Source organism: Sphingobium cupriresistens LL01, from assembly GCF_001046645.1.
In the GTDB taxonomy this organism is placed as follows: domain Bacteria; phylum Pseudomonadota; class Alphaproteobacteria; order Sphingomonadales; family Sphingomonadaceae; genus Sphingobium; species Sphingobium cupriresistens.
Map to the genome: position 1 here is coordinate 1,168,271 of NZ_KQ130434.1, position 18,479 is coordinate 1,186,749.

At 63.7% G+C, this 18,479-nt stretch carries 17 protein-coding genes; 5 read left to right on the forward strand and 12 right to left on the reverse strand.

What is annotated here, in order from left to right:
- Window positions 1–2: 2 nt before the first annotated feature.
- The 3 genes from V473_RS05645 (at window position 3) to V473_RS05655 (ending at window position 2,610) form a co-directional block, all read left to right on the forward strand.
- Complete coding sequence (locus V473_RS05645; protein ID WP_066601376.1) at window positions 3–521, forward strand: acetyl-CoA carboxylase biotin carboxyl carrier protein; 519 nt, start codon at window positions 3–5, stop codon at window positions 519–521.
- Window positions 522–566: 45 nt separating this feature from the next.
- Window positions 567–2,027 carry a pyruvate carboxylase gene (locus V473_RS05650; protein ID WP_066601378.1) on the forward strand — a complete coding sequence of 487 codons (1,461 nt, stop codon included), beginning with the start codon at window positions 567–569 and terminating at the stop codon, window positions 2,025–2,027.
- A gap of 64 nt (window positions 2,028–2,091) precedes the next feature.
- Window positions 2,092–2,610, forward strand: a complete 519-nt coding sequence (locus V473_RS05655) for a nitroreductase family deazaflavin-dependent oxidoreductase (RefSeq protein WP_165363607.1) — start codon at window positions 2,092–2,094, stop codon at window positions 2,608–2,610.
- 12 nt (window positions 2,611–2,622) lie between these two features.
- On the opposite strand, the gene V473_RS05660 is transcribed toward V473_RS05655, so the two are convergent.
- The 10 genes from V473_RS05660 to V473_RS05705 all read right to left on the reverse strand — a co-directional run bounded on the left by V473_RS05660 (window position 2,623) and on the right by V473_RS05705 (window position 11,898).
- Complete coding sequence (locus tag V473_RS05660; RefSeq protein ID WP_066601382.1) at window positions 2,623–3,369, reverse strand: SDR family NAD(P)-dependent oxidoreductase; 747 nt, start codon at window positions 3,367–3,369, stop codon at window positions 2,623–2,625.
- On the reverse strand, window positions 3,366–4,184 hold the full coding sequence (locus tag V473_RS05665) for an alpha/beta fold hydrolase (protein ID WP_066601385.1): 819 nt from the start codon (window positions 4,182–4,184) through the stop codon (window positions 3,366–3,368). The genes V473_RS05660 and V473_RS05665 overlap by 4 nt, the downstream gene beginning before the upstream one ends.
- 20 nt (window positions 4,185–4,204) lie before the next feature.
- Complete coding sequence (locus tag V473_RS05670; RefSeq protein ID WP_066601386.1) at window positions 4,205–4,963, reverse strand: SDR family NAD(P)-dependent oxidoreductase; 759 nt, start codon at window positions 4,961–4,963, stop codon at window positions 4,205–4,207.
- Window positions 4,960–6,180, reverse strand: coding sequence for an NADH:flavin oxidoreductase/NADH oxidase family protein (locus V473_RS05675; protein ID WP_066601387.1), 1,221 nt, complete (start codon window positions 6,178–6,180; stop codon window positions 4,960–4,962). The genes V473_RS05670 and V473_RS05675 overlap by 4 nt, the downstream gene beginning before the upstream one ends.
- A 13-nt stretch (window positions 6,181–6,193) precedes the next feature.
- On the reverse strand, window positions 6,194–6,682 hold the full coding sequence (locus tag V473_RS05680) for a 2,4'-dihydroxyacetophenone dioxygenase family protein (protein ID WP_066601389.1): 489 nt from the start codon (window positions 6,680–6,682) through the stop codon (window positions 6,194–6,196).
- A complete protein-coding gene (locus V473_RS05685; protein ID WP_066601391.1) occupies window positions 6,679–9,024 on the reverse strand; it encodes a membrane-bound PQQ-dependent dehydrogenase, glucose/quinate/shikimate family in 2,346 nt (781 codons plus the stop codon). The genes V473_RS05680 and V473_RS05685 overlap by 4 nt, the downstream gene beginning before the upstream one ends.
- A 34-nt stretch (window positions 9,025–9,058) precedes the next feature.
- Window positions 9,059–9,865 (reverse strand): meso-2,3-butanediol dehydrogenase, encoded by an 807-nt coding sequence (locus V473_RS05690; RefSeq protein ID WP_066601393.1) that lies wholly within the window; start codon window positions 9,863–9,865, stop codon window positions 9,059–9,061.
- A gap of 30 nt (window positions 9,866–9,895) precedes the next feature.
- The gene (locus V473_RS05695) at window positions 9,896–10,219 is read right to left on the reverse strand and encodes a hypothetical protein (protein ID WP_066601394.1); all 324 of its coding nucleotides are present in this window, start codon (window positions 10,217–10,219) and stop codon (window positions 9,896–9,898) included.
- Window positions 10,216–10,665: a nuclear transport factor 2 family protein gene (locus V473_RS05700; protein ID WP_169793913.1), complete on the reverse strand. Its 450-nt coding sequence runs from the start codon at window positions 10,663–10,665 to the stop codon at window positions 10,216–10,218. Before V473_RS05700 ends, V473_RS05695 begins: the two co-directional genes overlap by 4 nt.
- 75 nt (window positions 10,666–10,740) lie before the next feature.
- Window positions 10,741–11,898, reverse strand: coding sequence for an LLM class flavin-dependent oxidoreductase (locus V473_RS05705; RefSeq protein WP_066601398.1), 1,158 nt, complete (start codon window positions 11,896–11,898; stop codon window positions 10,741–10,743).
- Window positions 11,899–12,283: 385 nt separating this feature from the next.
- Here V473_RS05705 and V473_RS05710 point away from each other — a divergent pair, with 385 nt between their 5' ends.
- On the forward strand, window positions 12,284–13,045 hold the full coding sequence (locus V473_RS05710) for an SDR family NAD(P)-dependent oxidoreductase (RefSeq protein ID WP_066601399.1): 762 nt from the start codon (window positions 12,284–12,286) through the stop codon (window positions 13,043–13,045).
- Window positions 13,046–13,063: 18 nt separating this feature from the next.
- Here the strand turns inward: V473_RS05710 and V473_RS05715 are convergent, their stop codons facing one another.
- Both V473_RS05715 and V473_RS23455 read right to left on the reverse strand, forming a co-directional pair.
- Window positions 13,064–15,466, reverse strand: a complete 2,403-nt coding sequence (locus V473_RS05715; protein ID WP_082678981.1) for a membrane-bound PQQ-dependent dehydrogenase, glucose/quinate/shikimate family — start codon at window positions 15,464–15,466, stop codon at window positions 13,064–13,066.
- A gap of 135 nt (window positions 15,467–15,601) precedes the next feature.
- Entirely contained in the window at window positions 15,602–15,790 is a 189-nt protein-coding gene (locus tag V473_RS23455; protein ID WP_129926537.1) for a hypothetical protein, read from the reverse strand.
- Between the two features lie 208 nt (window positions 15,791–15,998).
- Here V473_RS23455 and V473_RS05720 point away from each other — a divergent pair, with 208 nt between their 5' ends.
- Complete coding sequence (locus V473_RS05720) at window positions 15,999–18,428, forward strand: TonB-dependent receptor (RefSeq protein WP_082678982.1); 2,430 nt, start codon at window positions 15,999–16,001, stop codon at window positions 18,426–18,428.
- Window positions 18,429–18,479 lie beyond the last annotated feature (51 nt).

The window sequence follows — 18,479 nt, forward strand, 5'->3', positions numbered from 1 at the left end:
CGATGGACCTTTCATCCAATGGTGCCGACCCGATGAGCGAACAATTGCTGCGTGACATTGAGATATTGGCCGACCTGTTCAAGGCCGGTGGATGGACCGAATTGCGGGTCGAAAGCGACGCGATCAGCCTGCTGCTGTCGCAGGACAGGGCAGCGCCGTCGCTGGATGGCGCGCAACCGGCGAGCGTGCCCGTCGCCGCCCCGCCGCTTGCCGGAGCACAATCGCAGATCATGACAGATGCGCCTGGCGCGCAAGCCAGCGCAGGCCCGATCGATCCGGCATGGACAGCGGTAAAGGCGCCCAATCTGGGGACTTTCTATCGCGCGCCCAAGCCCGGATCGCCGCCCTTCGTGGAGGTCGGGCAGCGGGTCGAGGCGCATAGCGAACTGTGCCTGATCGAGGTGATGAAGCTCTTTACGTCGGTGAAGGCAGGCATCGCCGGGACGGTTCGGCACGTCGCGGTCGCCGACGCCGATCTGGTCGAGGGTGGACAGCCGCTCTTCTACATCGCGTGCGATTGAACCTTCAGAAAAAAGCGCCTTGTGGCCGCGGGAGAGTATAGGCAAATGGCTCATATCGAATTTCTCGACGAAACGATGCGCGACGGACAGCAAAGCCTGTGGGGTTTGCGGATGCGCGCGGGCATGGCGCTGCCGGTGTCGCCGCTGATCGACAGAACCGGGTTCAGGACGATCGACCTGACCGGCGGCGGGATGCTCGACGTGCTGACGCGCTATTGTCAGGAAAATTACTGGGAAGGGCTGGACCTGCTGGTCGCCTCCATGCCCAATACGCCGCTGCGCGCGGGCCTGCGCGCCAACGCCAACGTCACGTTCAGCGTCAGCCCGCGCGCATTGATGGACCTGTGGGTCCGCCGCCTGTGCGCGCATGGCGTGCGGTCCTTCTGGATATACGACGTCTTGTTCGGCTTCGACAACATGCTGCGCCTGGCCAAGGTCGCGAAGGAAAGCGACGCCTGGGTGGCGGCCGCCGTCATGTTCGCGCTCTCGCCCGTTCACACCGATGCCTATTATGCGGAAAAGGTGCGTGTGCTGGCGGCCAGCCCGGATGTGGACAGCATCCTGCTGTACGACACGGCCGGCGTGCTGGAGAAGGAGCGGCTCCAGACCCTGATGCCTGGCATCGTCGCGGCAGCCAATGGCAAGCCGATCGAATTCCACGCCAACAATCTGCTGGGCCAGACCGCCAAGGCCTATCTGGATGCGGTGGACCTGGGCGTGTCCGTCCTCCACACCGCCAGCAAGCCGATGGCGAACGGCCCGTCCGTGCCCGCGACCGAGACGATGGTGCGCAATATCGAGTTGAAGGGCCATACGCATAATCTGGACACCAGCCTGTTTCAGCCAGTTGCCGATCATTTCCGCGCCGTCGGCAAGGCGGCGGGCTTCCTGGTCGACCAATATGCCGAATATGATATTTTCTCGATCGAGCATCAGATCCCCGGCGGGATGATGGGCACGTTCAAGGCGCAACTGGCCATGCACAATATGACCGACCGGATCGGCGATGTGCTGGCGGAGGTCGCGGCGGTGCGCCGGGAACTGGGCTATCCCGGCATGGCGACGCCGTTCAGCCAACTGGTCGGCATCCAGGCAGTGCTCAATATCGTCACCGGCCAGCGTTATGGCACGGTGCCGGACGAAGTCGTGCAATATGCCGCCGGCTTCTATGGCGACACAGTCGCGCCGATCGACGCCAATGTGCTGGACCGGATCATGGGCAGCGCACGGGCGAAGGAAGTGCTCGACAATCCCCCGCCAGATCCCGACCTGGCCGAATTGATGAAACAATATGGCACGCAGGACGAGGATGAACTGATCCTGCGCGCGACCGTGCCGCAGGCGGACATCGACAAGATGCTCGCAGCGGGACCGGTGCGCCGCGACTATCCGTTGCTGTCGTCGCCGGAGCTGGAACAGATGCGCAAGCTGATGCAGGTCGCAACCATGCCGGTGGTGGAACTGAAGTCTGCGGGGCTGACCCTCAGCCTGCGGAGGGACGGCTGATGCGGCACAGACGTCGCTGACGCGCCTTTTCAATCCCCTTGGCATGTTCGGTAAGGAGCAGGAAATGACCTCCGAAAAAATGGATGACATTCGCGACAGGAACCTGTCCAAGGACGAGTTGAAGGCACTGCCCGATCTCGTGAAAGAGGAACTGGAAAAGCATCGGCAACTCTATTTGTCCGATCCGGTCGCCGCGCATTATTGGGATCCCATCGTCATTGGGACGCCGGGAGGTCCGGTATCCTGTCTCTTGCTGCATCATATGGGGCGCAAAAGCGGGAATTGGCTCAGCACGGCGTTGCAATATTATCGGTTCAACGGCGACATATTGATCGTTGCATCACGCGGCGGGACCGAAGAGCCGCCAAGCTGGTATCTCAACCTGATGGCCAATCCCCAATGTCGCGTGCAAGTCGGCGGAAACGGCGCAACCGCCCACGCCCGCGTGATTACGGGCGAGGGCCGTGGCGCCTATTGGGATCATATCACGCGCGAACAACCTGCCCAGATCGAGTATCAGCAGCGTTGCCGACGGGAAATACCGATCATCGCCCTTGATGTTGCGGCAGGCGTCATTTTGTGAGTTTCTGGCGCTTCATCGCGCCAGATAACCCCCATCGACCGGATGATAGGCGCCGGTCATGAAGCTGGCGAGCGGGGACACCAGAAAGCAGACGGCAGCGGCGATTTCCTCTGGCTGGGCGATGCGGCCCAGCGCGTGCAGGGCGGCAATCTCTCCCATCTTTTCGCGCGTGGCTTGCTGGAGCAGCGGCGTTTCGACATAGCCCGGCCCAACCGCATTGACGCGAATACCCATCGGCGCGCCCTCCAGTGCGGCCGCCTTGGTCAGGCCGACGATGGCGTGCTTGCAGGTCGTATAGGCCGATGCGCCCGGCGCCGCCACGGCGGACATGACCGACCCGATGTTGACGACCGCACCGCCGCCCGCATCGCGCATCGCCGGAATTTCGGCTTTCAGGCTCAGGAACACGCCATCCATGTTCACCGCCGCCACCCGCCGCCATTCGGCAAAGGACAGTTCGCTGATCGGCGTGTGGGTGCTGGTGACGCCGGCATTGTTGATCGCGATGTGGAGTGCGCCGAACTGCGCTTTCGCAAAGGCCACCATGGCGAAGCAGGACGCCTCGTCGGTCGTGTCCGCCGCCGTGCCCGCCGCATTGGGGCCGAGCGTGGCGGCCAGCGCCCGCGCCGCATCGCCGTTCAGGTCAGCGATGACCACCTTGGCGCCGGCGGCCAGCAGCGCTTCGACACAGGCCTTGCCGATGCCCGATGCGCCGCCCGTGACCAGGGCTATCTTGTTCGTCAGGTCGATTGCGGTCATGTCTTTTGCCTTATCGTTGGATCTTCGCTTGCCAGTTCGAGGATGAAGTCCTCGATCGCCCGGTTCACCCGGCGCGGATTGCTGATGTTCACGGCATGGGGACCGCCCGGCACCAATGTCACCACACGCGGATCGGGAACGCCCTGCGCCGTCAACAGCCCCAGTTCGTGCGAGGTGGCGACGTCGGCAAGGCCATGGATGACCGCCACCGGCATCGTGACTTCGTGGAGCCTGTGGAACAGCGGGTCGATCGAGCCAAGCGCGCCGGTAGCGTCGCGCACCTGCGCCTTCGTCACGCGCGCCCAGGCGTCGTGCCAGTGGCGGTGGTCGACACCTGGTCCCAGGATGAAGCTGCTCAAAAACCCCAGCTTTTCCGGGTCAGGGCCGTTGGCGATCCAGTCGCTGATGTGGCGCGCGAAACTGTTATCGTCGCTCTTGGGCGCTTCGCCCGCCTGGGTCGAAAGCTGGATGAGGCCATGAAAACGCTCTGGCGCGAGCAGCGCCGCGCGCATACCGACCAGCCCGCCCTGGCTCATGCCGACATGGATCACTTTGTCGAGGCCCAGCGCGTCCATCATCGCCAGCATGTCGCGCGCCGAATCCCAATAATCGAACGGCCCTTCCCAGACCGTATCGCCATGCGCCCGCGCGTCCCACGCGATGCAGCGCCAGCGGTCGGCGAAATGGGCGATCTGCGGCGCGAACATCGATCGGTTCATCATATAGCCATGGCTGAACAGGATCGCCGTCCCCCCGTCGCCGCCGCTATCGTCCAGCGCGATCGTCGCGCCGGTGGGCAGGGATATGCTCTGCAAGTCGCGTCCTCCCGTTCGCATCATATTGCCGATATGCCGCCATCGACCATGTGGCAGGCTCCGTTGACATAGGCCGACGCATCCGACAGCAGATAGGCCGCCGCCTGCGCCACCTCCGCCATCGCGCCGAAGCGACGGCTGGGGATCGCCGCCATGCGCGCCTTCGCGCGGTCGGACGGTTCGCCGGGGCGGCTGCCCATGATCGCATCGATCATCCGGCCTTCCAGCGGGCCGGGGCACAGCGCATTGACGCGCAGACCCACCGGGCCATAATCAATCGCCGCGCAGCGGGTCAGGCCGATGACCGCATGTTTGCTCGCGACATAGGCGCTCATGCCCGCCGCGCCCTTGACCCCCGCAGTGCTGGCGATGTTGACGATCGATCCGCCGGGCCTGCGCATCCTGGGCACGCCATATTTCATGCCCAGGAACATGCCGGTCACATTGACGTCCATCACCCGGCGAAACAGCGTGGTGTCGAGCGCGTCTAGCAGGGTCGCCGCATTTTCGATCCCCGCGCCGTTGACCAACCCGTCGAGCGGGGCGTCCAGTCCGTCAAAGGCGCGCGCCATCGCCGCTTCGTCCACGACATCGGCGACGATGGCACGCAGCCGCGACGGACCGGCCATGGCGTCCAGCGCGGCTGCATCCCGGTCGATCGCCAGCACATGCGCGCCAAGGTTTAGCAACAGCGCCGTCATGGCCGCGCCCAGTTCACCCGCCGCGCCGACAATCGCGATATGGCGTCCGTCCAAGTCGATCAAGGGGCGGGCGCTCATGCGGCAAAGCTCGCCAGATAGCGCCGGGTCAGCGCCGCGTCATAGGCGCTGTGCTGATCCAGTTGCGCCTGCCAGTCTATGTCCATTTCAATCGGTTCTCCAGCCGCCAGATGGCGAATCTGGTTGAAATAATAGGCGATGGTCGCCTGCGCCTGCGTCCCCGGTTGGTCGTCGGGCGATGGCAGTCGGTCGATCCGCCGATCGAGCAGCGCGTCGATCAACCCTGCGTCCAGGCAGAGCGGGCGGGCGATGCCGACGGCGTCGAGCGCGCCCGCTTCCAGCGCCTGCGCCATGGCGGCGCGGCTGCGAAAGCCGCCCGTAACCGCGAGCGGGACGGAAACATGCGGGCGCAGCCGTGCCGCAAAATCCAGGAAATAGGCCTCGCGCGCCACCGTGGAGGCCTTTTTTAACAGCGTGCCATCCTGTTCGCGGCCCACCATGACCTGCGATTCATAGCTGCCGCCGGAAATTTCCAGCAGGTCGATGCCCGCCGCGCAGAGCCAGTGGACGACCTGGATCGATTCCTCCTCGGTCAGGCCACCTTTCTGGAAATCGGCGCTGTTGAGCTTGACGGAAATCGGAAAATCCGCGCCTGTGGCCGAACGGATGGCTCCGACCACGTCCAGCAGCAATCGCGCCCGATTTTCCAGGCTGCCGCCCCAGTCGTCGTCGCGCTTGTTGGTCAGGGGGCTGAGGAACTGGGACAGCAGATAGCCGTGCGCCGCATGGACCTGTACGCCGGTAAAACCGGCGTCGCGCGCGGTAACGGCGACATGGACGAACCGGCGCAGAATATCGTGAATTTCCGCAGCGGTGAGCGCGCGACACATGCCCGCGCCGCCGACCAGCGGCATGGCCGAAGGCGCGACGAAGATTTCGGGTGACGCGCCCGCCTGACGGCCCGGATGATTGATCTGCATCCAGATATGTGCATCATTTTCGCGCCCCGCGGCGGCGTAGGCGGCCAGTTGCTCCAGTCCGCCATTCCCGTCGATCGCGACATTGCCCGGTCGCTCAACGAAGCGGCGATCTATCTGGACATTGCCGGTCAGCAACAGCCCCGCGCCGCCCCGCGCCCAACGGCCATAAAGCGCAGCATGATCGGCGGTCGCGCGATTGTCGGGCGTGGCGATGCCTTCGGTCATCGCGCCTTTGACGATGCGGTTCTTGAGCGTCGCGCCGCACGGCAGCGTCAACGGATCGGTCAGGGCGGTCATTACGGATTGTCCCCTAGCGGATATAGCGACGGACATAGTCGCGGCCCAGGCCGACTTTCTCGAAATGGGCGGCGCTCTGTTCGATACGGGTGAAGACGTTGGACTGGCCGACGGGCCGGTCGTCATCATCCAGTTCGATCAGCGATCCTGCGATCCAGAATAATGTTTCCGATCCGCCGGGCAGGCCGATCAGCGTGTGAGTGTCGCCCGCCGGCTCCAGCAGATACTGGCCGGCGGTGGCGATCCAGTCGCGCTCGCGATAGCGCCACTGGCCCGACAGCACATAGGCCTGGACCGGGCAGGCATGGGCGTGGCGGCTGATCTTGCCTTCGCTACGGATGCGGGTGACATTCACCCAGGCGCCCGACACGGTGTCGAACATCAGCGGGCGCATCCATACGCCCTCCATCGCGGCAGGCACCCATTCGCGTTCGTCATGGCTGCTGGTTTCCAGCAGCAATTCGCTGTGCCGGAACGATCCGGCGGCATGGTCATGCGTCATTTGCCCTCCTGTGGCAGTGCATAGGCGTGGAAGGTGCGGCCCAGCGGAAAGGATTGCGACGTGACATGGCCGGTGGCGGCGATGACCACGAACTGCCGTCCGCTGCGCGGCCCCAAATAGGTCATGGGATTGGCGTTGCCGCTGGCGGGCATCCGCACCGACCAAAGCATCTTGCCCGTATCCGTCGCAAAGGCCCGGAAGGCGCGTTCCTTCACGCCCCCGAAGAAGGTGAGGCCGCTGCGCGTGACCAGCGTGCCGCCGAAACCGGGCATCCCCATGCGGATCGGCAGGCCGACCTTCAGCCCCAACGGGCCGCTGTCGCGCACGGTGCCGACGGGGCGCTGCCAGGCGATTTTGCGCGTCGTCATGTCGATCGCGGTCATACGGCCATAGGGCGGCGCGAGGCAGAGCGTGCCGAGCGGGCTGGTGAAGCCGCGCAGCCGCGCGCCATAGGGAGTGCCCGCCATGGGCAGCGGCGCGGCGAAATCGGTGGCGTTATGGCTCGCCCCCGGCCCCTTGCCGCCGCCTGCGGCAGCGCGCGGGACCAGCTGCATCAGCGTGGGATAAGAGATGCTGTTGACCATCAGCAGCCGTCGTTCGGGATCATAGGACACCCCGCTCCAGTTCATGCCCCCGCCCAGGCTGGGGTAGAGCAGGGATTCGGTGAGTCCCGGCGGCGTGTTCGGACCGTCATAGCGCAGCTTGCGGAACTGGATGCGGCACCACAATTGGTCGATCGGGGTAATGCCCCACATATCGCGTTCCGTGATCCGCCCGCCCGCCAATGACGGCATCCCAATGGAAAAGGGCTGGGTGGGAGAAAGCCGTTCTTCGGGCGCCTTGCCTGCCTGCGGCGCGGCTTGTTCGCGGACTTGGGCCAAGGGTTTGCCGGTGCGGCGATCGAGCAGGAACAATTCGCCGCGCTTGGTCGGCTGGACCAGCGCAGGGATTGTGCCGCCGGAAGCGGGCAAGTCGATCAGGGTCGGCTGCGACGCGACGTCATAGTCCCACAGGTCGTGATGCGCCGTCTGGAACGACCAGCGCACCGCGCCGGTCGCGGCATCCAGGGCGACGACGGAGCTGCCATATTTCTCCGACTGGGGGGAGCGATAGGCGCCGAAATGATCCGGCGTCGCATTGCCTGTGGGAACGAATACCAGGCCGAGCTTCGTGTCAGCGCTCATCGGCGCCCAGCTGTTCGGTGTGGATCGGGTATAGGCTTCGCCCGGCGCCGGGCCGTGCGCATTGTTCGGATTGCCCATATCCCACGCCCAGCGCAACGCGCCGGTCGTGACGTCGAACCCGCGTATCACGCCCGACGGTTCGTCGGTGCTGACATTGTCGGCAACCCATCCGCCCAGCACGATCACGTCGCCAACGATCACCGGCGCGGAACTGATATAATAGAGGCCGGGCGCGGTGCGGCCCATCCCGGCGTTCAGATCGACGAAACCGCTCTTGCCAAAGCCGGGGCAGGGGCGTCCGCTGGCGCTGTCCAGCGCGATCAGTTGCGCGCCATAGGTTGCGGTGATGACGCGGCGCGGGCAGGCTGTGGAGGCTGCCGCACCATTGTCATGATAGGCGACGCCGCGACAGGTGCGCACCGCCGATCCGCCCTTGGGATCGACCTTCGGATCGAAACGCCAGAGCGGCTTGCCGTTTTCGGGATCGAGCGCGAAGACGATATTGGTCTGGGTGCAGAGCAGCAGCTTGCCGTCCACCATCAGCGGCGTGGATTGCAGCGGGCTTGGGACGGGTGCGTTCATGGGGTCGTGACCAGTGTCGAAGGTCCAGGCCAGTTGGAGCTTCTCGACATTTGTCGGCGTGATTTGCGTTAGCGGTGAAAAACGGGTGCCCGCTTCGTCGCGGCCCCATACGGGCCATAGTCCCGGATCGCCGGGGATGGCGATCTGGGTGGCGGTTCGGCCGGGGATCGCCGCAATCTCCATCGGCGACCGGAGCGCGCAGCCAAGGATCAGCAGCAAGCCCGCCATGCCCGCCAGCCCTGCCGCCACCGCGCCCTTGCCGATCCGGCGGCGGATGTAGGGCAGCAGGAAAGGAACGCCGAACAGCGCCGGGCCGACGATCCGCGCGGTCAGTTGCCAGCCATCGAAACCGACTTCGCACAGCGCCCAGACGATCGTGATCGTCAGGAACAGCGCATAAAGCCATCCCGCCCGGCGGTCGCCGCGCCACAGCCACCAGCCGCTCAAGGCCACAACGATACCGCCCGGCAGATAATAGGGCGATCCGCCCAGCCAGATCAGATAAGCCCCGCCCACGGCGACGGCCAGCCCGACGAGCAGCAACAGCGCGGCGACAAGGCGGGTCAGCCGGATCATGACCTGGGCGATCGCTCCGAAATGGCCGCCGCCCTCATGCGTTGAAGCCTTTTTGCAATATCTCCATGAACGGCGCGAGATCGGGGAAGCCGGACGTGGCGGTGATGCCGCCATCGACCGGGACCACCGCGCCGGTCATATAGGACGCCTTGTCCGACGCCAGGAAGGCGACGACCTCGGCTATTTCCTCGGCCTGGCCGATCCGCGCCATCGGCACCGCGCGAATGAAATTGTCGAACACGCTTTGGGCGGCCTTCAGCCCCGCAAATAGCGGCGTGTCGACGCAACCGGGGCAAACGGCGTTCACGCGGATGCCCGACTTGGCCATGTCCATCGCCAGCGCGCGGGTGTAGTTGACCACGCCGCCCTTGGCCGTGTTGTAGGCGGTCATGCCGAAATCGCCCAGCATCCCGGCGATGGAGGCATTGTTGACGATCGCCCCCGATCCGTTGCGCAACATGTGCGGTAACGCGGCCTTGCATCCGTAGAATACCGAAAAGAGATCGACCTCTATCACCCGGCGAAATGTCTCCACGTCCAGGTCCAGCGTGGTGCCCATGCCGCCGATGCCGGCATTGTTGAACAATATGTCGATCCGCCCGAAATGCACCGCCGCCCCGTCGACAAAGGCGATGACATCCTCCTGCCGCGATACGTCGGTGCGGGTGAAGCTGGCCTTGTCGGCGCCCAGTTCGGCCACCAGCGCCTGCCCCATATCCTCGTTGAGATCGGCGATCGCGATCCGGCCGCCATCGCGCACGATGGTGCGCGCGAACGCCGCGCCGATTCCAGAAGCGCCGCCGGTCACCAACGCGACCTTGCCGTCAAATATCCGTGTCATATGCCTCTCCCTTGTCGTTGCGGCTGTGGCTCAGGCGGTGAAGGACAGGCCCATGCAGACCACCGCCCCGGCAAGCCAGACGAGCTTCATCGACGACGGGCTGTCGCCATAGACGGTGATGCCAACGACAACCGATCCGATGATGATCGCGAGCGTGATGATCGGGATCAGCAGGCTCAGGTTCACCCCCGACACGACCAGTCGCGCCATGCAGACCAGACCGATCGCATAGCAGGCGAACACGGCGAAGCTGGGCAGCGGCGCGGTCATTCCACGGGTTGCTGGCAGGATCGACGCGCCGGCAAGTTGGAAGAGGGTGGCGGCGATGAACAGCGCCAGCGTTCCGGCGGTCATGCCGCCTGTTCCTGCGTGCGGGCAATGCCTGTCATCGCCGCATCGGCGGGGCGTATGGCGATGCCCAACCCTTCCTCCGCCGTGCGCAGGTCCAGATAGTCGCGCCAGGCCACGATCTTGCCATCGCGCACTTCCATGACGCCGGTGACCGGCAGCGGCACGACGACGGACGGGTCGGCATTGGATTGCAGATAATCCACCCGTTCGGTGAAGATGACAGAGTCGCGCGAAGCGATGTTGAGCGTTTCGATCCGTACCGAAAAGGCGGAAAATACGGTATCCAGATAAATGCGGATCTGGTCCTTTCCGTGGCGCGGCGGCAGGGGCATGTCGATATAGCTGGCGCCTTCCGCGAAATAGCCGAGCAGGACGTCGATATTGCAGCTTTCCCAATGGTCCAGAAACTCCAGCACCATGGTTTCGTCGTCGCTATAGGCTATCGGCATGTCGCTCATCCTCTCTTGCGCGCCGGGCCGATCGTGCGGCCAGCATCCTGCTGTCGGTCGCGATAACGCGCGTCTTCAGACCGATCCGCGTTTATATTTCTGGAGCATGGATGCCTGCGCTTCGGCGGTCAGTTGCGCCCCGGCATAGCCGGTCGCCATGACCTCCTCGAAACTCTTGCGCAGCGGATCGCCCAGCCCGTTGAAATAGGGCATCACTTCCTCGGCGAACAGTTGATGGCTGCGCACCGTCGCGGGATAGCGCGCCCAATCGACCCCCATCAGCAGATAGGTGCCGAAACCGCCGGACTTTTCGATCAGGCGATTGATCTGCGCCCGCGCCATTTCAGGCGTGCCGATGACGGCTGCGCCGCTTTCGTTCAGCATGTCGACGATCTTGTCGATGTCCCACCAGTCGATGTCGGGCGCGGGATTGATATGCGCGCGATAATCTTCCAGCAGCGACAGGCCGTAACGGACATCTTCCTTGGCCTGCTCCATGGTTTCGGCCAGGTGCATCGGTCCCATCAGGCGCCAATCCTTGCGCGACGGCTTGGGCTGGCCGTGGCTTGCGGCCTCCTGCTCCATGATCTCCCAATGGCCCAGCAGCTTTTCGATCCCGTCCGGGTCGGTCGCCGCGACCGACAACATCCCCATGCCGTGCCGCCCGGCGAGCAGCGGGCCGGATGGGGACAGGACGCTGACCGTCGCCATGTCGAAATTGGAGTAGGGCAGCATCTGGAGCCGCGCATCCTGCAAGTCGAACCAGTCGGTCTTGCGCGTCACCCGTTCGCCCTTGAACAGCGGGATGATGACTTCCAGCGCTTCCTGCAACCGCTGGCGGTTCTGCGAGGGGTGCAGGCCCATCATCTGCGCGTCCTGCACCAACTGGCCCGGCGCGACGCCGAACATCATCCGGCCGCGCGTCTGATAGTCGAGCTGCACGATCCGGTCGGCGACCCATAAAGGGTTGTGATAGGGCAGGGTGATCGCGCCGGTGCCCAGCTTGATGCGCTTGGTGCGTTCCGCCGCCGCGGCTATGAACAGTTCGGGGCTGCCGATCGTCTCGATCCCGCCCGAATGATGCTCGCCGATCCACGCTTCGTCGAACCCCAGTTCGTCCAGGTTGATGACGGTCTGCATATCCTGCTGGAAGGCCACGAGCGGATTGAGCGTGGGCCGGTGATATGGTCCCATGAAAATCCCGAACCGCATCCTGTCTTCAAAAAATTTCATCTCTCTCTCCGGCGATATGGGCGGCGGGGCTGATCGACATGCCGCCCCGGCTTCTGGCTATCAGGGAATTACGGCGTTCCGGGTCGGCATGGCCATGCGGGGCAGGCGTGACGAAGGGACGCAGGACATGCGCGGCGGAGGGGCTTGTTATCTGACGGCATATGCGGCTTTCCTCTCCCCGCTCCGATATGTCGGATGCTTCGTGCCTATGGCCGTTTCTGCCGATCAATCTGTCTATTGTCAATCCGACATATTATCGGAAAATATTGACGAGATTGGCGGGAAATCTCTATATCCGGACAGCATAACGGAAAAATCCAGAAAATTTCCGATAAAAATGACAGTTTTTCTGGCGTCTGGCTTAGAAGTTGAGGAGAGGACTGACATGCTCAAGGACAAGATCATCATCGTGACCGGCGGAGCTTCCGGCATCGGCCGGGCCGCAGCGAACCTGTTTGCCCAGGATGGCGCGCGGGTCATGATCGCCGACCGCAGCGCCGATGCGGGGGCTGCGGCTGCCGAAGCGATCTGCGCCGATGGCGGGGAAGCGGCTTTTGTCGCGTGCGACGTCGCCGACGACGAATCGGTCGCCGCCATGGTCGCGGCGACGGTGGCGCACTTTGGCGGGCTGGACGGCGCGTTCAACAATGCCGGCATCGAATTCGCCAGCAAGATCGTGCCGGACCTTAGCTATGCCGAATGGCGCCGCGTGATCGACATCAACCTGAACGGCGTATTCCTGTGCATGAAGCATGAAATCGCGCAGATGCGGCGGACTGGCGGCGGCGCCATCGTCAACACCGCGTCCGGCGCGGCGGTGGCGGCATCACCCAACATGGCCGAATATGCCACGTCCAAAGCGGGCGTGACCGGCCTGACCCGCGCGGCGTCGTGCGAATTTGGGGAAACGCAGGTGCGCGTCAACGCGGTATTGCCGGGCCTGATCCTCACGCCGATGACGGAAGAACGGCTGTTCAACGATGCGGGGTTCGCCGCCGCGCTCGAACCGCTGCTGGTGCGCCATTCCGTCGGTCGCTTCGGCCAGCCCGACGATGTGGCGCAGGCGGCGCGCTGGCTGCTGTCAGACCTTTGCCCCTTCGTCAACGGGATCAGCCTGCCCGTGGATGGCGGCCTGCTCGCCCGTTAAATGCCGCGCTGTCGCGGGTCAGCGTCGGCTGACCTGCGGCAGGGCATATGCGACCAGCACATTGCGTTCGTTGCTCGCCAATGCGGCGCTGCCACCCGCCGCGATCACCAGATATTGCCGCCCGTCATCCCCCACATAGGTCATCGGAGTCGCGTTGGCGCTGGCGGGCAGGCGGGTCTGCCACAACAGCCGCCCGGTCGCCGTCTCTACCGCGCGCAGCCGATGGTCTGGTGTCGATGCGATGAAGGTCAGGCCGCTGGCCGTCGTGATTGATCCGCCCAGCGTCGGCAGCCCGATGGTGAAGGGCAGGCGCGAGGGTATGCCCATTGGTCCCATGCTGTCGGCCATGCCGATCGGCTGGCTCCACAATAATTTACGACTGTCCAGATCGACTGCGCTCAATGTCCCAAAGGGCGGCTGGATGCACGGCACCCCAAGCGGCGAGAGGAACATATGGTTCTGCGCGCCATAGGGCGCGCCCGTCTGCGGCACGCCCAGGCGAAATCGCTCCAGCGACGGCTTTTGTCCGGGCGTCCCCATCGGCGCCAGCCCCAGCGCCTGCACCTCCTTCGCGCTGATGAGATGATTGAGCGAGGGCATATTGGTACTGTTGACGATCATGATGCGCCGTTGCCGGTCGATCGATATGCTGCCCCAGTTCACGCCGCCGGCCGATCCCGGATATTGGATCGACCAGTCCTGCCGCGGCGGCGTGAACGGGCCGTCATAGCGCATCTTGCGAAAGGCGATGCGGCACCATAGCTGGTCGATCGGAGTGAGGCCCCACATCGTCGCTTCGGTCAGCGGCGGCGCACCAAAGGCGGGCATGGCGACGGAAAAAGGTTGCGTCGGCGCGGTCCAGTCGCCTGGCGCTGCGCCTTGCGGCACGGGCTTTTCCACCACCGGGGACAGGGGCTGGCCGGTCGCACGGTCCAGAATGAAGCTTTGCCCGGTCTTGCTGACGCTGACCAGCGCAGGAACCATCCGGTTGCCGACGCGAATGTCGGTCAGCACCGGCTGCGCCGCGACATCATAATCCCACAGGTCGTGATGCACCGTCTGGAACGTCCAGCGCGGGCGCCCGGTGCGGTTGTCGACAGCGACGATCGCGTTGGAGAAGCGCTCCGCGCCGGGCGAACGGTGTCCGCCGAAGAAATCCGGCGTGGCGACGCCAAAAGGCAGGTAGACCAGGCCCAATTTCTCGTCGCTGCTCGCGACGCTCCACATATTCGGGGTGCCGGGCGCATAGCGGGCCTTGGGCGTGCCCCGTTCCGGGTCGGCCGGGTCGAACGCCCAGACCGGCTTGCCGCTGGCCAGGTCATAGCCCCGCACGACGCCGGACGGCTGGTCCATCTTCTGCCCGTCCAGCCCATAGGAGCCAGTGATCACGACATTGCCCGACACGACTGGGGTCGAGGTCACATAATAGAGGACGGAGGCATAATTGCCGATCCCGTCGGCCAGTGCCACTTCGCCATCACGGCCGAAATCGCGACAGGGCGCGCCGGTGCGGGCGTCGATGGCGATCAGCCGGGCGTCGATCGTCGCGCTGTATATGCGCTCGCCGCAGGGTGCGGCGGCGTCGGCGAAGGCATGATAGGCGACGCCCCGGCAATTGGCGAAGGCATGGCCCATATCCTTCGTCCGCGGGTCAAACCGCCAGAGTTGACGCCCTGTCGTCGCGTCGAGCGCGAAGATGACATTATGCGGCGAACATAGGAACAGCCGGTTGCCGACCTTGACCGGCGTCGCCTCGAACGCGAGCGCGCCTGCGCCGCCGGGACGCGGCTTCGCGCCGGTTTCGAAAGACCAGGCGGGTTGGAGTCGGGCGACATTGGCAGGGGAAATCTGCGTGGCGGCGGCGAAGCGGTCGCCCCCTGCACCATTGCCCCATTGTCGCCATTCGCTGGCCGGGGCGGCGGCGGGCCAGGCGGCGGCATGGTCGGTCGCGACCGGTTGTGACAGCCAGGCGCCGCCGGCGAACAGCAGGAGCATCAGCACGCCGCCGCCTAGGAACCATCCCCTATGGATCGGCGGCGCGCCATAACCCCTGCGGACGGCAGGCAATAGCAGCAGCAGACCGACGACCGCCGGGCCGATGATGCGCGGCGCGAGCGCCCAGGGATCGCCGCCTGTTTCCCAACACGCCCAGACCAGCGTCGCCGCCAGCATCGCGCTATAGACCCAGGCGCCCCGTCGGTCGCCGCGCCACAAGAATATGGCGGCGGCGGCTATCATCAGGCCGGCCAAGAGATAATAGGCCGAGCCGCCCAGAAGGACGAGCAGGCCGCCGCCGATCGTCAATATAAGAGCGATGGGCGCGATCAGGCCCGCGACGATGCGGACGGCGAGGCGGGACAGGCGAACGTCATCGTTTCGATCGCTGTTCGCCACAACAGGGCCAAGCAAGTGCTGGGGCATGGTCGTCCTCTCCCTATCATGTCGATTTTCGCGCACATGTTTTTGCGACTCGATAATAACCGAAAATAATTCGGATTGAAGCAGCTTCTTGGTGCGAGCGGGGGTCGCCGTTCGGTAGCGCCCAAAAGCGTTTCGTCATCCGATCGCAGGGTGAATGCGCTGGATCAAAAGCCTTGCGGGTTGAATGGCTTGGACGACTCCACGCAGAAGTCCGGCAGAATGTTGTTCCTGCGAAAATGGAGGCGTTGCGGAAGATTTTTGTTGGTAAGGGGCTTTGTCTTCCGTCATCGCGGAAAGCTGTATCATCAAGAATAATCGATCCATATAGCGAGTCATTCATCGATCATGTGTCGGATTTGTCGCATCAGCTGCGGGACGCGGCGGCCGCGCCCGGATATGCCAACTTAAATAACTGAAATATAACCAATATTAAATTGGTAGGACCATATCTCATTTTGGTTGACAGAATGCCGCCTAAAACCCGATACTAATTCGGCTTCGTAAAAAGCGAAGAACATGGGAGGATGCCGAAATGAACGCTGCAAAGGCGCTTTTATTGTCGGGTGTTGCGGGGCTGGTCATGGGAACCGCCGCGCAGGCTCAGGAAGCACAGGATTCAACTGCGCAACCCTCGCAATATGCGGATATCATCGTGACCGCGAACAAGCGGCAGGAGAATATCAACAAGGTCGGGCTTACCATCACCGCCCTGAGCGCGGAACAGTTGCAAGATCGCAAGATCGTATCCCTTTCCGACGTTGCGTCCGCCGTTCCGGGCCTGACCTTCACGCCATCGGTCACCAACACGCCCATCTTCACGCTGCGCGGCGTCGGCTTCAACGAAAGCTCGCTGGGCGTCTATCCCGCCGTGTCGGTCTATATCGACCAGGCGCCATTGCCTTTCCCGGTCATGGCGTCCCATGCCGCCTTCGATTTGGAGCGGATCGAAGTGCTGAAAGGCCCGCAGGGCACCTTGTTCGGTCAGAATGCGACCGGCGGCGCGATCAACTATATCGCCGCCAAGCCGACCGACACGTTCGAGGCCGGCGGCGACATCACCTATGGTCGCTTCAACCAGATCGATGGCAATGCCTATGTCAGCGGGCCGCTGACGGAAAATCTCAATGGCCGCATCGCCATGACGGCGCACCATCTCAACGACTGGCAATATAGCCTCACGCGCCCGACCGACACCAACGGATCGCAAGACTATATCGCCGGCCGCATTCTGTTGGACTGGCAGGCGTCGGAGCGGTTGAAGTTGGCGTTCAACCTGAACGGGTCGCGCGACACGTCCGATCCGCAGGCGATCCAATATGTGGCGATGAGTCCTACCGATTTTACCAATGTAAAGCCCATCTACGCCAACCAACCCTTTGCTTTCGGCAATGCGCGCGTCGCCGACTGGACCCATTTCTCGGTCGATCCCTATGGCGGTCCTGCCGGCACGCCGACGGACGAACTCGCCGATTTTTCGCCCAAGTCGAAGCGCACCTTCATCCAGGCTTCGGTCCGGGCGGATTATGACCTGACCGACGACATGACCCTGACGTCGATCACCACCTATGATCATTTCAAGCAAAATCAGCGCACGGATGGCGAAGGCGTGGTCGCGGTCGGTTTCGATCTCCAAAAGTCGGACGGCAAGCTGACGTCGTTCAATCAGGAATTGCGGATCGCCAATGCCAGCACGTCGGCGCTACGCTATATCATTGGCGGCAATTATGAGCGCAGCACGACGAGTGAGCTTCAGCACCTGCGCTATTATGACAATGACACCAACAATGCCGGGTTGATGTTCATCAATTTCAGCGGCGATTTGATGAAGCAGAAGATCACCAATTATGCCGCGTTCGGTAATCTCGAATTTGATATCAGCTCACAACTGACGCTCAAGGGCGGCATTCGCTACACCCAGTCCAAGAACAAAGCCTATAATTGCGGTTTCACGGACGCTAATGGCTATGTCAACGACCTGTTCAATTTCCTGGGCGGTCTGCTGGGCACTGTGCCGTTCACGCCGATCGGGCCGGAGGGCTGTTATACGCTCAACGACAATAATGTGCCGGGCGAACCCTTCCGCAAGACGCTGAAGGAGGACAATGTCTCCTGGCGGGTGGGCGTCGATTACAAGGTGACCGACACGACGCTGCTCTATGCGAACGTCTCGCGCGGCTACAAGGCGGGCAGCTTCCCGGCGCTCGCCGCATCGGGCTATGTCGGCCTGCAGCCGGTCGTGCAGGAATCCGTGACGGCCTATGAAGCAGGTTTGAAGGCCCAGTTGTTCGACCGTGCGGTGCAGTTCAACGCGGCCGGCTTCTATTATGATTACCGGAACAAGCAGATCCGCGGCAAGCTGCTTGATCCGCTCTTCGGCGTGCTCGACATCCTCATCAACATCCCCAAGTCGCGCATCTATGGCGGCGAAGCGGATGTCACGATCCGTCCGGCCGCGGGCCTGACACTGTCGGGCGGCGTCACCTATCTGAACTCCAAGCTGCAGAAAGGGCCGGTGTCGCCACGCGATTACAATATCATTGGCGAGGTCAACGACTTCGGCGCCTTCGGCGATGCGCTGCCCTACACACCCGAATGGTCGGGCACGGCGTCGATCGATTATCGCGCACCGGGCGATGGTGGTCCCTTCGTCGGGGTGTCGACCAATTTCCGCAGTTCGCAGGACGCTGCGCTGGGCGGCAGCCGGATCGTGTGGCCCGACAATCCCGCCGAGTTCCGCAAGCAGGCGCCGATCGGACTGGTCTACAAGATTCCCGGCTATGCGACCGTGGACGCACGGCTTGGCTATGAGGCGCCCGGCGGCGCCTGGAAGGTCATGCTGTGGGGCAAGAATGTCTTCAACAAATATTACATCGCCGCAGTCGTGCCGGCGAGCGCATCGGCAGGCCGTTTGGCGGGGATGCCGGCGACCTATGGCGTGACCATGTCGTTCAAGATCAAATAAGGGGGGCGACTGGCGCCGTTCCCGCGTCGGGAGCGGCGCCGTTTTTGCGTC